Origin of the sequence: Testudinibacter aquarius (assembly GCF_004342725.1) — a bacterium.
Classification (GTDB): domain Bacteria; phylum Pseudomonadota; class Gammaproteobacteria; order Enterobacterales; family Pasteurellaceae; genus Chelonobacter; species Chelonobacter aquarius.
The window spans coordinates 102,678-117,637 of the sequence record NZ_SMCP01000003.1; the positions used below are offsets into that span (position 1 = coordinate 102,678).

The 14,960-nt window shown below is 47.5% G+C and carries 13 protein-coding genes; 8 read left to right on the forward strand and 5 right to left on the reverse strand.

Annotation, left to right across the window (positions count from 1 at the left end):
• Window positions 1–734 precede the first annotated feature (734 nt).
• From EDC16_RS03990 to EDC16_RS04010, 5 genes are all read left to right on the forward strand, one after another.
• Complete coding sequence (locus tag EDC16_RS03990) at window positions 735–1,547, forward strand: pyridoxal phosphatase (protein WP_132965648.1); 813 nt, start codon at window positions 735–737, stop codon at window positions 1,545–1,547.
• A 122-nt stretch (window positions 1,548–1,669) separates the two neighbouring features.
• Window positions 1,670–2,107 (forward strand): YgiW/YdeI family stress tolerance OB fold protein, encoded by a 438-nt coding sequence (locus EDC16_RS03995; protein ID WP_132965650.1) that lies wholly within the window; start codon window positions 1,670–1,672, stop codon window positions 2,105–2,107.
• An 85-nt stretch (window positions 2,108–2,192) separates the two neighbouring features.
• Window positions 2,193–2,861: a response regulator gene (locus tag EDC16_RS04000; RefSeq protein WP_132965652.1), complete on the forward strand. Its 669-nt coding sequence runs from the start codon at window positions 2,193–2,195 to the stop codon at window positions 2,859–2,861.
• Entirely contained in the window at window positions 2,845–4,206 is a 1,362-nt protein-coding gene (qseC, locus tag EDC16_RS04005) for a quorum sensing histidine kinase QseC (protein WP_416069093.1), read from the forward strand. The genes EDC16_RS04000 and qseC overlap by 17 nt, the downstream gene beginning before the upstream one ends.
• A 106-nt stretch (window positions 4,207–4,312) precedes the next feature.
• Window positions 4,313–4,543, forward strand: a complete 231-nt coding sequence (locus EDC16_RS04010; RefSeq protein WP_132965657.1) for a YgaP family membrane protein — start codon at window positions 4,313–4,315, stop codon at window positions 4,541–4,543.
• A 93-nt stretch (window positions 4,544–4,636) separates the two neighbouring features.
• Here the strand turns inward: EDC16_RS04010 and leuD are convergent, their stop codons facing one another.
• From leuD to leuA, 5 genes are all read right to left on the reverse strand, one after another.
• A complete protein-coding gene (gene leuD, locus EDC16_RS04015) occupies window positions 4,637–5,239 on the reverse strand; it encodes a 3-isopropylmalate dehydratase small subunit (RefSeq protein WP_132965659.1) in 603 nt (200 codons plus the stop codon).
• 10 nt (window positions 5,240–5,249) lie between these two features.
• Window positions 5,250–6,659 carry a 3-isopropylmalate dehydratase large subunit gene (gene leuC / locus EDC16_RS04020; RefSeq protein WP_132965661.1) on the reverse strand — a complete coding sequence of 470 codons (1,410 nt, stop codon included), beginning with the start codon at window positions 6,657–6,659 and terminating at the stop codon, window positions 5,250–5,252.
• 44 nt (window positions 6,660–6,703) lie between these two features.
• A complete protein-coding gene (leuB, locus tag EDC16_RS04025) occupies window positions 6,704–7,780 on the reverse strand; it encodes a 3-isopropylmalate dehydrogenase (RefSeq protein WP_132965663.1) in 1,077 nt (358 codons plus the stop codon).
• A gap of 78 nt (window positions 7,781–7,858) precedes the next feature.
• Window positions 7,859–8,209 (reverse strand): endonuclease domain-containing protein, encoded by a 351-nt coding sequence (locus EDC16_RS04030; protein WP_132965664.1) that lies wholly within the window; start codon window positions 8,207–8,209, stop codon window positions 7,859–7,861.
• A 233-nt stretch (window positions 8,210–8,442) separates the two neighbouring features.
• A complete protein-coding gene (leuA, locus tag EDC16_RS04035) occupies window positions 8,443–9,984 on the reverse strand; it encodes a 2-isopropylmalate synthase (RefSeq protein ID WP_132965666.1) in 1,542 nt (513 codons plus the stop codon).
• A gap of 520 nt (window positions 9,985–10,504) precedes the next feature.
• On the opposite strand from leuA, the gene EDC16_RS04040 reads away from it, so the two are divergent.
• The 3 genes from EDC16_RS04040 (at window position 10,505) to torA (ending at window position 14,877) form a co-directional block, all read left to right on the forward strand.
• Complete coding sequence (locus EDC16_RS04040) at window positions 10,505–10,930, forward strand: TOBE domain-containing protein (protein WP_132965668.1); 426 nt, start codon at window positions 10,505–10,507, stop codon at window positions 10,928–10,930.
• Window positions 10,931–11,212: 282 nt separating this feature from the next.
• Window positions 11,213–12,343 carry a NapC/NirT family cytochrome c gene (locus tag EDC16_RS04045; RefSeq protein WP_132965670.1) on the forward strand — a complete coding sequence of 377 codons (1,131 nt, stop codon included), beginning with the start codon at window positions 11,213–11,215 and terminating at the stop codon, window positions 12,341–12,343.
• Between the two features lie 44 nt (window positions 12,344–12,387).
• Window positions 12,388–14,877: a trimethylamine-N-oxide reductase TorA gene (gene torA, locus EDC16_RS04050; protein WP_132965672.1), complete on the forward strand. Its 2,490-nt coding sequence runs from the start codon at window positions 12,388–12,390 to the stop codon at window positions 14,875–14,877.
• The last annotated feature ends 83 nt before the right edge of the window (window positions 14,878–14,960 follow it).

Genomic DNA, 14,960 nt, shown 5'->3' on the forward strand with positions numbered 1-14,960 from the left:
TACAGGCAATCGAATTAGTGAAAACACTGGAACGTAGTCGTTAGAATTCCTTCGCCCCTGTGGGAGAAGGACAGATTTTTGCCTCGTTCAGAAGCAAAAATCAGGATGAGGGGGCAGGATGCAGTGCTGTGATCCGATATCTCACCCTCATCCGCCCTTCGGGCACCTTCTCCCATCAAGGGAGAAGGAAATAATGTGCTGGCAACTGAATTAGTGAAAATGCTGGAACGTAGTCGTTAGAATTCCTTCGTCCCTTGTGGGAGAAGGACAGATTTTTGCCTCGTTCAGAAGCAAAAATCAGGATGAGGGGGCTGGATGTAGTGCTGTGATCCGATATCTCACCCTCATCCGCCCTTCGGGCACCTTCTCCCATCAAGGGAGAAGGAGTNNAGAAGCAAAAATCAGGATGAGGGGGCTGGATGTAGTGCTGTGATCCGATATCTCACCCTCATCCGCCCTTCGGGCACCTTCTCCCATCAAGGGAGAAGGAAGTCATGTGCTGGCAATCGAATTAGTGAAAATGCTGGAACGTAGTCGTTAGAATTCCTTCGCCCCTTGTGGGAGAAGGACAGATTTTTGCTTCGTTCAGAAGCAAAAATCAGGATGAGGGGGCTGGATGTAGTGCTGTGATCCGATATCTCACCCTCATCCGCCCTTCGGGCACCTTCTCCCATCAAGGGAGAAGGGGTTATAAAAATTTCGTATCTCAACCTAGCGCTTTAAAAGGATAAACCATGAAATATCGTGTAGTAGCATTTGATTTAGACGGCACTTTACTCAACAGCCAAGGCGAAATTCTGCCGAGCAGCATCGAAGCGATCAAAGCCGTGCGTGAAAAAGGGGTGAAAGTGGTGTTGGTGACCGGTCGCCATCACACGGCGGTGAAACCTTATTACCACCAACTGCAACTGGACACCCCGATTATCTGTTGCAACGGCACCTATATCTACGATGTAGCCAGCGACAGCACACCGATTGCCAATCCGTTCAGTTGGCAGCAGGCACGCAAAGTGATTGAGGTGGCTGAGCAATTGGGCATTCATCTGCTGATGTACACCCGCAATCAAATGACCTTCACCGAGTTCAATCCGCATATGCGCAAATTCAGCGAATGGGTGGCACGCTGCCCGCAAGCGGTGCGTCCGGACTTACGTCAACTAAGCAGTTTTTATGAGCCGCTGGCTGCCGGGGAAGCAATCTGGAAATTCGTGATCAGCCACCCTGACCGCACGTTGATGGAAAGTGCGGTAGCGCAATTGCCGAGCGACCAATTCAGCTGCGAATGGTCTTGGATTGATCGGGTGGACGTTGCCAACAACGGCAACAGCAAAGGCGGGCGTTTGTTGGATCTGCTGCAAAGCTGGAATATCGATCCGCAACAGGTGATCGCCTTCGGCGACAACCACAACGATATCAGCATGCTGACTGCCGTTGGTTTGGGCGTGGCGATGGGCAATGCGGAAGAAGACGTGAAATCGCAAGCCAAGCTGGTGACCAGCGATAACGATCAAAACGGCATCCAACAAATTTTGGAAAAATATATTTAAAAATTTTAACGGTTAAGTTTTTTTTAAGAACTCTTTGCTTTAATACATATCAACAAAGCACAAATACAGATTTATCGCTTTGTAAACATTTGATGAAAAATTAAACTCGGAGAGTAAGTAATATGAAAAAATTAGCCCTTGTATCAGCCTTATTAATCGCCATCAGCGGAACCGCACTGGCTGCAACCCAAGCCACTGAAACGACACAGCCGACCTTTGGTGGTGAGCAAATGGCACAAAAGCATGACGGTAAACACCGTGACGGCAAAACGCAACGCGGTGGTTTTAATAACGAACAAGCTGCAGCAATCAAAGTCACTGAAGTGCAAAATGCCAAAGATGATCAACGCATCGTCTTGGAAGGTTTCATCGAAAAACAAGTCGGCAAAGAAGACTATTTGTTCAAAGATGACAGTGGCAGCATTGAAGTAGAAATTGATCGTCGTGCTTGGGCAGGACAAGAAATCACCCCAAACGACAAAGTCAAATTGTTTGGTGAAGTGGATAAATCTTGGAATAAAACCGAAGTGGAAATTTATCGCGTTGTCAAAGTACAATAGATAGCGTACGGCAACCATAGCACACAAACGCAACCGCACTTTTAACTAAGTGCGGTTTTCACCATTCAAGCTAACGGAAATAATCATGCGAATCTTGCTCATTGAAGACGATCCCCTGATCGGTGACGGCCTAAAAATCGGTTTAACCACCTTTAATTATACGGTGGATTGGTTTAAAGACGGCAAAACCGGCTTTCAAGCACTGGATTCTGCCCCCTATGATGCGGTGGTGCTGGATCTCACCCTACCAAAAATGGACGGCATGGACATTTTGCAACAGTGGCGCAAGCAAAACCAAGATGTGCCGGTGCTGATTTTGACTGCCCGTGACAGCTTGGAGCAACGGGTCAGTGGCTTGAAGCAGGGGGCTGACGACTATTTGTGCAAACCCTTTGCTTTAAGTGAAGTCGCCGCTCGGCTAGAGGCGCTGATTCGCCGCCGCAACGGCAATCTCAACCCGATAATTACTCACGGCAATCTGAGCTTTGAGCCGGATAGTCGGATGGTGAAAATTGACGGACAGCCGATCAATCTGACTACGCGCGAATTTAAACTACTGGCGCTTTTTCTATCAAATAAAGACCGAGTGCTGCCACGTGCTTTAATCGAAGAAAAACTACACGGTTGGGATGACGAAATCAGCAGCAACGCGCTGGAAGTGCATATCCATAATCTACGCAAAAAACTGGGCAACCATTTTATCCGCACAGTACATGGTGTCGGCTACACTTTAGGTAATGTGGATGAAAATTAGCAGCCTACGGTTACGCCTGATTATTATCCTCTCTTTCGCTTCACTGCTACTGTGGAGCGTTGCCACCCTTATCGCTTGGCTGAAAGCTAAAGACGAAACCGACAAAGTGTTTGATACCCAACAAATTTTATTTGCTGAACGACTTGCCTCCTCTAATTTACGCCAGATGCTGGTGCAGCAAAATAGTGGGCGAATCAATAAAAGTGTGAAATCACCCAAACATATCCGTAAAAAACTGTTGGATGATGAGGCATTAGCGTTTGCGATTTTCACCCGTGATGGCGAAAAACTGCTATCCGACGGCGAGCACGGGGATGAAATCGCATTCTCTCCGGCACGAGGTTTCTCCAAGCAAAAAATTGACGACGATCTCTGGCGGATTTTCTGGCTGCCTGCGGGGAATAATGGCGAGGTGATGATCGCCGTTGCCCAAGAATTTGAGTATCGCAAAGAGGTGGTTTCCGATATTGTCTTTAGCCAACTCTGGGTTTGGCTGACAGGGCTACCTATCCTATTGGCGTTGATTATTTTTGTCGTTACTCGTGAACTGGCATCGGTGAAACGATTGCAACGGAAACTCAACCGACGCTCTCCGGACGATAACAGTCCGATTACCGTGCCATCACTGCCGACAGAAATTCAGCCGATTGTGGACAGCTTAAACCATTTCTTCGACCGCACTTCGAATATGCTATTGCGTGAACGCCGCTTCACTTCTGATGCCGCCCACGAATTGCGCAGTCCGTTAACCGCACTTCGGGTGCAAACCGAGATCGCACAGCTTGCCGGCAACGATGTGGCGATGCGTAATCAAGCCTTAAATAACCTAACCAGCGGCATCGACCGCGCCAGTCAATTAATCGAACAACTGCTCACGCTTTCACGTTTGGATTCGGTGGTCGAGCTGGATAATTTGGAGCCGATTCAATGGCAAGATTTGATTGAATCGTTACTGGGGGAGCGACATTTTTCTGCCGCTAAAAAGCAGATTAGCCTCGAATTTCAGCAATATGGTCAACCGCCGTTGCAACAAGGACAACCGTTGCTGGTTTCACTGATGTTACGCAATCTGATCGATAACGCAATTCATTACTGCCCTAATGGTAGTAAAGTGACGGTTTCGCTCTATTCCGATCACCTGACGATATCCGACAATGGCGATGGCGTCAGCGAAGAAGCATTGCCTAAACTGGGACAACGCTTCTATCGTCCGGCCGGGCAAAATGAAAAAGGCAGTGGCTTAGGGCTATCGATCGTGACCCGAATCGCAGAATTGCACCACTATTCGGTTAAATTTAGAAATATTATTCCAAAAGGATTTGAAAGCGAGATCCGATTCGAATAATCCAAAAGTGGTATTTGACATCGTTGTTAAAAATCTGTATTAATAAAATTGAAAAGTAGTAAATCCTTGCTCCAACTTTAGTTTAAACCAATCATCTGGAGGGGTTATGCCTAAAAAATTACGTAAGAACTTGGGAACGCCGGAACGTATCATCCGAATCTTATTGGGAATTACTTTATGTATCCTGAGCGCAGTTAAAATTATCGGCCCGTGGGGATATATCGGAGTCTTGATCACTATCAGCGGCTTACTAAGTTATTGTTTAATTTATAAATGGCTAGGCATTTCTACTTGTGTCAACAATTGCGAAATTGATTTTGATGATGAACATACTTAATTAACATACCTGATTAACCTAACAGCAAGATCAAAAAACCGCACTTTATGCCGAAATGCAAAGTGCGGTTTTATCGCAAAAGTTGAGCGCTAACTAACGCAAAAACGCCGGAATATTTTTCTCATACTGCGCAATTTTATCTTCGTGTTGCAAAGTCAAGCCGATGTTATCCAAGCCCTCTAACAAGCAGTGGCGGCGGAACTCATCCAAATCAAAATGGTAGACTTCGCCCCCAACGGTCACGGTTTTTGCCACCAGATCCACATCAATCGGTTTGCCCTCGTTTGCCCACACCCATTGGAAAATTTCTTCCACTTGCTCTTCGCTTAAACGAATCGGCAGCATATGATTATTGAGGCTGTTGTTATAAAAAATATCGGCGAAACTCGGGGCGATCATCACTTTAAAACCGTAATCTGCCAGTGCCCAAGGCGCATGTTCACGCGACGAGCCGCAGCCCAAATTTTTGCGCGCCAATAAAATGCTGGCACCTTGATATTGCGGATAATTCAACACAAATTCCGGGTTCGGTTGTGTGCCGTCCACATCCAGATAACGCCATTCGTGAAACAGATGTTTGCCAAAGCCGACACGGGTGATCGCTTGCAAAAATTGTTTCGGGATAATTGCATCGGTATCCACGTTAGCGGCATCCAGTGGAACGACTAAACCTGAAAGTTGTTTAAAACCTGCCATAGTGAACTCCTTAATTTAACGAAACTTGGCGAATATCAACAAATTTGCCGAACACCGCTGCAGCAGCAGCCATTGCCGGGCTAACCAAATGAGTACGCCCGTTGCGCCCTTGCCGGCCTTCAAAATTGCGGTTGCTGGTGGAGGCACAACGTTCCCATTCGCCCAAACGGTCATCGTTCATGCCCAAACACATTGAGCAGCCCGGATTACGCCATTCTGCCCCTGCTTCGATAAAGATTTTATCCAAGCCCTCTTGTTCCGCCTGCTCTTTGACTAAGCCTGAACCCGGCACCACAAGCACCCGTTTGACGTTATCGGCTTTTTTACGCCCTTTCATCACCGCTGCCGCCGCACGCAGATCTTCAATGCGCGAATTGGTGCAAGAGCCGATAAACACTTGATCAACCGCTACTTGAGTTAAATCGGTATTTGCTTCTAAGCCGATATATTCCAACGCTTTTTCTGCCGAGCCACGCACCACCGGATCGTCCATTTCCGCCGGGTTAGGCACCCGTTGGTCGATACCGATTACTTGTCCCGGATTGGTGCCCCACGTCACTTGCGGGGCAATGTCTTTGGCTTCCAACACCACCACCGTGTCAAACTCTGCGCCGTCGTCGGTGTTTAAGGTTTTCCAATATGCCACCGCATCATCCCAATCTTTGCCTTGTGGCGCATGTGGACGACCTTTTAAATAGGCAAAGGTGGTTTCGTCCGGCGCAATCAAACCGGCTTTTGCCCCCAATTCAATCGCCATGTTGCATACGGTCATACGCCCTTCCATCGATAAATCCCGAATCGCTTCGCCGCAAAATTCAACCACATGCCCGGTACCGCCCGCCATCGTGGTTTTGCCGATGATTGCCAGCACGATGTCTTTGGCGGTAATACCCGGTCCGACTTTACCGCGCACTTCGATTTTCATACTTTTGGCTCGGGCTTGTTTTAAGGTTTGTGTTGCCAAAACGTGTTCCACTTCGGATGTGCCGATACCGAACGCCAAGGCGCCAAAAGCACCGTGAGTTGCAGTGTGCGAGTCGCCACAAACGATCGTCATGCCCGGCAAGGTTAAACCCTGCTCCGGCCCCATCACATGCACGATCCCTTGCTCTTTGTCGGTCATATCAAACAACGAAATGCCGGTCGCTTTGCAATTTTTGTCCAATTCCAACACCTGAATTCGCGCCTGCCCTTGCAGTTTGTTGACATCACGCTCTTGGGTGGAGATGCTGTGATCCATAGTTCCGAAAGTCTTACCTATTTGCCGCACTGGACGGTTTGCCACCCGCAAGCCATCAAAAGCCTGCGGGCTGGTGACTTCGTGAATCAAATGGCGGTTGATGTACAGAATCGGGGTTTCGCCTTTCGCCTCGTACACCACATGTGCATCGAACAGTTTTTCATATAAAGTCTTTTTCATTGTGTCATCCATAAATATGTAAATTCGTTATTTTGCCGTGAAATTTAAATCTTAGCCGCAATTAAATCGCCCATCTGCGAGGTGGAAAGCGGCTGGCTGTTATCGGCTAAATCAGCGGTGCGATGCCCTTCCGCCAATACGGTTTTGACCGCACTTTCAATTGCCTGCGCTGCCGCTTCCAAGTTGAAGCTATAACGCAACATCATTGCTGCGGATAAAATTTGTGCAATCGGGTTGGCAATATTTTTGCCAGCGATATCCGGTGCCGAACCGCCTGCCGGTTCGTATAAGCCAAAGCCTTGTTCGTTCAGACTAGCAGACGGCAACATCCCCATTGAGCCGGTGATCATCGCGCATTCGTCAGAAACAATATCACCGAAAATATTCGAGCACAGCAACACATCGAAGAACGACGGCTGTTTGATCAGTTGCATGGTGGCATTGTCGATATAGATGTGATCCAACCGCACTTCAGGGTAATCTTTTGCCACTTCGTTCACCACTTCGCGCCACAACACCGAGCTGGTCAGCACATTGGCTTTGTCCACTGAAGTGACGTGTTTGCTGCGCTTAAGTGCGGTTTCAAACGCAATGCGCGCAATCCGTTCGATTTCATAGCGATGATAGACTTCGGTGTCATAGGCTTTTTCATTCGCGCCTTCGCCTTCGCGCCCTTTCGGCTGACCGAAATAGATACCGCCGGTTAATTCACGCACCACCACCATATCAAAGCCGGTGGCGGCAATGTCGGCACGCAACGGGCAGAATTTTTCTAAGCCTTTGTATAGCATCGCAGGACGCAAATTGCAGAACAGAGAAAAGTGCTTTCTTAATGGCAATAATGCCCCACGTTCCGGTTGCTCTGCCGGTGGTAAACTTTCCCATTTGGGGCCTCCGACCGAACCGAATAAAATCGCATCCGCAGCTTCACAGCCTTGCAACGTGACATCAGGCAACGCCTTGCCGTGATTATCAATCCCAGCACCACCGATATCAAAATGGGTGTAGTTCAACTTAAACTGAAATTTTTGCTGCACCTTTTCCAGCACTTTGATCGCTTGCGCCATAATTTCAGGGCCGATGCCGTCGCCCGGTAAAACCGCTACGTTGTATGATTGCATGATATATTCCTTGTCTTTAATTTTTTTCGTTTCCCTTCTCCCCTTGTGGGAGAAGGTGCCCGAAGGGCGGATGAGGGGTTATATTTCCCCTGATAATTCATAATAAATTGTTGTTAATACATTTTCTAAATCAAAATTAATTTCATCGTTGGTAAAACGAACCACATGAAATCCCAGTTGATTTAATCGTTGAGTTCGTTTTGCATCATATACTAACGCATTATCATCAAAGTGTTGCGAGCCGTCTAATTCAATAATAAGTTTATGACGATAACAAACAAAATCCACAATATAGTTTTCAATAGGAACTTGTCGCCTAAATTTATAACCCTCTAAACGTTTATCTCGCAAATGAAACCATAAGTTCTTTTCTTCTTCTGTCATATTTTTACGTAATGATAACGCATTGTGCTTAATTCGTTCTTTCATTAAATGAATCTCATAACAGTACAAAACTTCGGTTAACGTCTCTTATTCTTGATGCAAGACGGTACATAGGTTGTACCCCCGATAATTCCTTCTCCCCTTGTGGGAGAAGGACAGATTTTAGCGTCGTTCAGAGGCTAAAATCAGGATGAGGGGAGTACAAATTTACTTGATTTCACCCTCATCCGCCCTGCGGGCACCTTCTCCCATCAAGGGAGAAGGACATCGGTTCAATCTTATTTTTTCGCTTTCAAATCTGCCACTTTGTGCGCACGGTAAATGGCGTTAATGGCGTGGATTAAGGCAAGGGCGGAAGATTCTACAATGTCTGTCGCAAGACCGACACCATGGAATTTGCGGCCTTCATATTCAACCACAATATCCACTTGCCCTAACGCTTCTGCGCCTTCGCCTTTTGCCACAATATTGTAATGTGACATCCTAATATCCAAACCCGTTAATGCCAAGATGGCATTATAGGTCGCATCCACCGGTCCATTACCACCGGTGGACACTGTGCTTAATTTCTCGCCATCCAACAATAATTGTACAAAAGAGGTCGCCGGGAAGTCACTGGCTGTATGCGTGGAAACTTTATCTAATGTCAAACGATCGCCGTCCCCCTGCTGCATATCAATAAACGCCAAGGCTTCCAAATCGTAGTCGAACACTTGCCCTTTTTTGTCTGCCAATTTCAAGAAAGCATCGTACAAGTTATCCAAATCATAATCGCTCTCTGCATAGCCCATATCCGCCATATGTCCTTTCACTGCGGCACGGCCGGAACGAGCGGTTAAATTTAACTTCTCTTTTTTCAAGCCGATCGATTCCGGTGACATGATTTCGTAAGTATTTTTATTTTTCAGCATGCCGTCTTGGTGGATACCTGACGAATGCGAAAACGCATTTTTCCCGACAATCGCTTTATTCGGCTGAATCGGCATATTGCACAGCTGGCTGACCATTTGGCTGACCCGGTGGATCTCTTGGGTGTTAATTCGGGTATCCACTTTGAACATATCCTGACGGGTTTTGATCGCCATCACCACCTCTTCCAGTGCGGTATTGCCGGCACGTTCACCAATGCCGTTGACGGTACATTCAATCTGACGCGCCCCGTTCAATACCGCGGTCAATGAGTTGGCGGTCGCCATGCCTAAATCATTGTGGCAATGCACCGAGACAATCGCCTTATCGATATTCGGCACCCGGTTCATCACCTGATGAATAATATTGCCATATTCGGTCGGCAGGCAGAAACCGACAGTATCCGGAATATTCACCGTGGTTGCGCCGGCATTAATCGCCGCTTCCACAATACGGCAAATATTATCAATGCCGGTACGTCCCGCATCTTCGCAGGAAAATTCCACGTCGTTGGTGTAATTTCTGGCACGTTTCACCGCATGCACCGCTCGTTCAACCACATCATCAAAGGTGCTTTTCAGTTTGGCTTCCACATGCAAGGCGGAACTGGCGATAAAGGTATGAATCCGGAAACGCTCCGCTTCCTTCAAGGCTTGGTACACTGCATCAATGTCTTTGTCCACCGCACGCGACAATCCACACACCACCGAGTTTTTAATATGTTGTCCGATGGTGCGCACCGATTCAAAATCGCCGGAAGACGAAACCGGGAAGCCCACTTCCATCACGTCCACCCCCAAACGCTCCAACGCCAAGGCAATTTGCAATTTCTCTTTCACCGTTAAACTGGCGCTCAATGCCTGTTCGCCATCACGTAAGGTGGTATCAAAAATAATCACATTATCATTCATCACATTTTCCTTATATTGATATTGCCCAAAGTGCGGTTTATAAATGCAAAAAACCCGCAACGTTGTGCGGGTTTAAAATCTTGTTAACTGTCATTTGCCAATCATCTGCCACAGTCAAGCCGCACAATTAGTTTGCGAGCAAGAGGAGGAGAGATAAAGCAAACGGAAAATTCATCTTGGTATCCAAAACAGTTCAAAATTATAGCGTGGGGTTATTCTTACTTGCCAACCGCACTTTGTCAATCATTCTGATGAAATTTTTCGCTGCAAACAAGCCAGATTAGCATTTCAGAACAGTATAAAATACTTTTTATTAAAAAAATATCAGCATAAAACATCAAATTAATGAGTGTTATTAGATTTAATCTGGTTATAAGATTTTTTTAACAGAATACTGTACTGATTGCAAAACATGATACCAATTTGAGACTTTTCAGGTTTTGCGTGCGCCTCCTTGCATGCTATCCTGACAAATTAATCGTAATTACTTACCTGTAGCTTTCATACTTAAGGAGTCAATATGACAATCAGTGCCAGAAACCAACTTGCCGCCAGCGTAAAAACTATCAAAAGCGGGGCGGTAAACGATCAAATCGAATTAATCTTAAACGGCGGCGAAATCTTAGTCGCGGTGATTACCTCAGATAGCACTCAAAAACTGGGGTTGAGCGAAGGTTCGAGTGTGGTTGCAATTTTCAAAGCCCCATCGGTGATCCTGTCCACCGACAACGATTTAATCCTGTCGGCGCGCAACCAATTGCAAGCGCATGTTGAAAAAATTACGCATGGTGCGGTCAACGCCGAAGTATTGGTCAAAACCATAGGCGGCGTTGCAATCACCACCATCATCACCGAACAGAGCGTGAAAAATCTGGCACTAGAAGTTGGAAGTGCGGTTAACGTGCTAATCAAGGCTTCACATGTGCTGTTAGGGGTTAAGAAATAAAGCAATCATTATATAATATAGCGTAATTTAGTAATATAACATTACTATTTCAAATAAGCCAAGTGGCAAAAATTATTTTGCACTTGGCTTTTAAATTTATATATTAATCAAAGAATTAATATCAATAACCTTACGACAGCCCCTCTTGTTCCGCCCTTTTTCATTTTATTTATCTGAAAAAATTAATTTATATTTGATTCATATCAAATACTCTTTTTCTATTTTGATTAAGATACGCCACAAGCATAACTATAACGAGTTAAAACATTAGAGGTATCTTTTATGTGGGTGAAAAAGAAAGGAATCTTATTCGGGGTGTTACTTTTTATTTTGGGCGGGTTGGCATTGTGGCTCACCCAAGGCGTTTTTCACAAAACCAATTCCACCGAGTTTTGTGTCAGCTGCCATTCGATGAGCTTTCCAAAAGAGGAGTGGGAAGGCAGTGTGCATTTTGCCAACCGTAAAGGCATTCGCGCCGAGTGTGCCGATTGTCACTTGCCACCGGACAGTTGGCATTATGTGAAAGCCAAAGTTATGGCGGTGAAAGACGTTTGGGGCGAGATCACCGGCAAAATTCCGGATCAAGAAGCTTATGAAGCGCATCGCTTAGAAATGGCTCAGGCGGTCTGGAAAAACATGAAAGAGCAAGATTCTTCCACTTGTCGTACTTGCCACAAAACCGATGCTTGGATTTTGGGCGAACAGTCGGAACAGGCACAGACCATGCACAAGCTGGCACTGGAAACCAATCAAACCTGTATCGACTGCCACAAAGGACTGGTGCATTTTATGCCGGATATCCCGACCGACTCCAGTGCCGCCAGTGGAGAACTGAGCAAACATGCCGCCGATTTCAATAGTCAAGATCCGGAACTGTATGCGCTGGCGATTACCGCCGCCAAAACCGGAAAGGGAGAAATCCGCCTGATGCCGTTTGCCAAACTGATCGACTGGAAACAAGAGGGCGAGAATGTTCATGCGGTTGTGGACGGTTGGCAGCAAGCCGGGGCGGAAAACCTGCTGTATCAACAAATGGGAAAACGCATCATTGTCGGGGTCTTGGATGACAATGCCAAAGCCGACGTCGAAGTCATCAAAACCATACATGATTCAGTGACCAATTCTGATTGGAATGAAGTCAAACTCAATGTCTCGATTGGCAAAAATGCCCTGACCGCCGATCTAGATGCGTTGAACAGCTACGGTAAAAGCTTGGATCAAACCCATTGCAGCACCTGCCATGCACCGATTGCCGCCGATCACTACACCGCAAATCAATGGGTGGGTGTGATCAACTCAATGAAAGACCGCACTTCGATGAGTGATGCGGAAGTGCGTGCCGTGACGATTTATTTACAACATTTTGCCAAAGATATGACACCGGCCGAGGCTGCTCAATCTGGCGCACATTGATTACACTGACACAACGATAACGGTTAATTAACAAGGAGATATACATGAGTCATACTAAAAAAATTAACGGCAGCCGCCGTCAATTCCTGAAAACCACTTCACTCGGTACGGTCGGCATGGCAGCCACTGGCGGGATTACGACTAACCTGCTCGCCTCCGGCAAAGCAATGGCAGCAGAATCATCCACCGTCATGTCTGCCGCCCACTGGGGCCCAATTGGGATTGTGGTGGAAAACGGCAAAGTAGTGAAATCCGGTCCGGCAATCGAACCAACCATTGCCAACGAGCTACAAACCGTTGTCGCTGAGCAAGTGCATAGTGACGTGCGGGTTAAATATCCGATGGTACGTAAAGGCTATCTGGAGAATCCGGGTAAAAGCGACACCAGTTTACGCGGACATGACGAATGGGTACGAGTTTCTTGGGACAAAGCGCTGGAATTGGTGCATAACGGCTTAAAACAAGTTCGCGATAGCCAAGGACCTTCCGGCGTGTTTGCCGGTTCCTACGGCTGGTACAGCTCCGGCTCGCTGCATGCCAGCCGCACCCTGTTACACCGCTTTATGAATCTGACCGGTGGCTTTGTCGGCACTAAAGGGGACTACTCCACCGGTGCCGCCCAGGTGATCATGCCGCATGTAATGGGAACCATAGAAGTTTACGAACAACAAACCAGCTGGGAAATGATTCTGGAACATTCCGAAATTGTCGTGCTATGGTCAGCCAACCCGATGACCACCCTGCGCAACGCTTGGACTTCCACCGATCAACAGGGAACCGACTACTTCAAAAAGCTGAAAGAGAGTGGCAAACGGGTGATCTGTATCGATCCGGTGCGCAGCGAAACCTGTGACTATCTGGGGGCAGAATGGATTCCGGTCAATACCGCCACCGATGTACCGTTGATGCTGGGCATCGCACACAGTTTGATCACCGCGGGCAAACATGACCAAGAATTCCTGAAAAAATATACTGTCGGTTATGACAAATTCGAAGCCTATGTGTTGGGCAAAGCTGAAGACGGCGTGGTCAAAGATGCCGCTTGGGCCAGCCAAATTTGTGGTGTCCCGGCAGAAACCATCAAACAACTGGCACTGGATTTTGCCGCCAAACGCACCATGCTGATGGGTGGCTGGGGCATGCAGCGCCAACGCCACGGTGAACAAACTCACTGGACACTGGTGACCTTAGCTTCCATGATCGGACAAATCGGTTTGCCGGGCGGTGGATTCGGCTTGAGCTACCACTATGCCAACGGCGGAGTACCTACAGCAACCGGCGGCATTGTCGGTGCGATTTCAGCCAACACCTCCGGTGAAAGCGGTGGGCAAACTTGGCTGGACGAAACCTCAAAAATGAGTTTTCCGCTGGCACGTATCTCTGATGCGCTGCTCAATCCGGGCAAAGTGATCCAATATAATGGCACCGAAGTGACTTATCCTGATATTAAATTGATCTATTGGGCGGGCGGTAATCCGTTTACGCATCACCAAGACACGAACACCCTGATCAAGGCTTGGCAAAAACCGGATACGGTGATTGTCAACGAAATTTACTGGACACCAACTGCCCGGATGGCGGATATCGTCCTGCCGGTCACCACCTCGTTTGAGCGTAATGACTTGACCATGAGCGGCGACTATTCGATGTTGAATATCTTCCCGATGAAAAAAGCGGTCGAGCCGCAATTTGAAGCGAAAAGCGATTATGATATTTTCGCTGCCCTTTCCAAACTAGCAGGCGTGGAAGACAAATTTACCGAAGGTAAATCAGAGATGGATTGGCTGAAAGGCTTCTATCAATCCGCTTATGATGCGGCGCGCAAGAATCGGGTCGTAATGCCACGCTTTGAACAGTTCTGGGAAGCCAATCAGCCGATTACGTTCAAAGTGGGTGATAAAGCCAAGCAATGGGTGCGCTATGCCGAATTCCGTGCCGATCCGCTACTCAATCCACTGGGCACGCCATCGGGTAAAATTGAGATCTATTCCGACACCGTCGCTAAGATGGGCTATGACGACTGCAAAGGCCATCCGAGCTGGATGGTGCCGGAGGAGTATGCCGGCAACACCACCGCCGAAGCACCGCTGGCGTTGGTCACCCCGCACCCTTATTACCGTTTACACAGCCAATTGTGTTTCTCGAGCGCACTGCGTGAGAAATATACTGTCAACAGTCGTGAACCGGTGCTGATCCATCCGGATGATGCGCAAGCACGCGGCATCGCAAACGGCGATATTGTACGCTTGTTCAATCAACGTGGACAAGTGCTTGCCGGGGCAGTGGTGAGTGATGGCGTGATTAAAGGCACGGTCGCCTTGCACGAAGGGGCTTGGTACGACCCTGCCGAGTTGGGCACGGCAGAAAAACCGCTGTGTAAATTCGGTAACCCGAATGTGCTGACGATGGATATCGGCACGTCTAAACTGGCACAAGGCAATTCACCTAACACCGCTATTTTGCAAGTAGAAAAATACAGTGGCGAAGCACCGGCAGTCAGTGTGTTCAGCGAACCGAAATATACCACGGCATAGTTGATATCGTTGACAGGCATATACAACAAAATCCCGATCCAATGGATCGGGATTTTTTATGGGATAAAATCCAGACTCTTCTT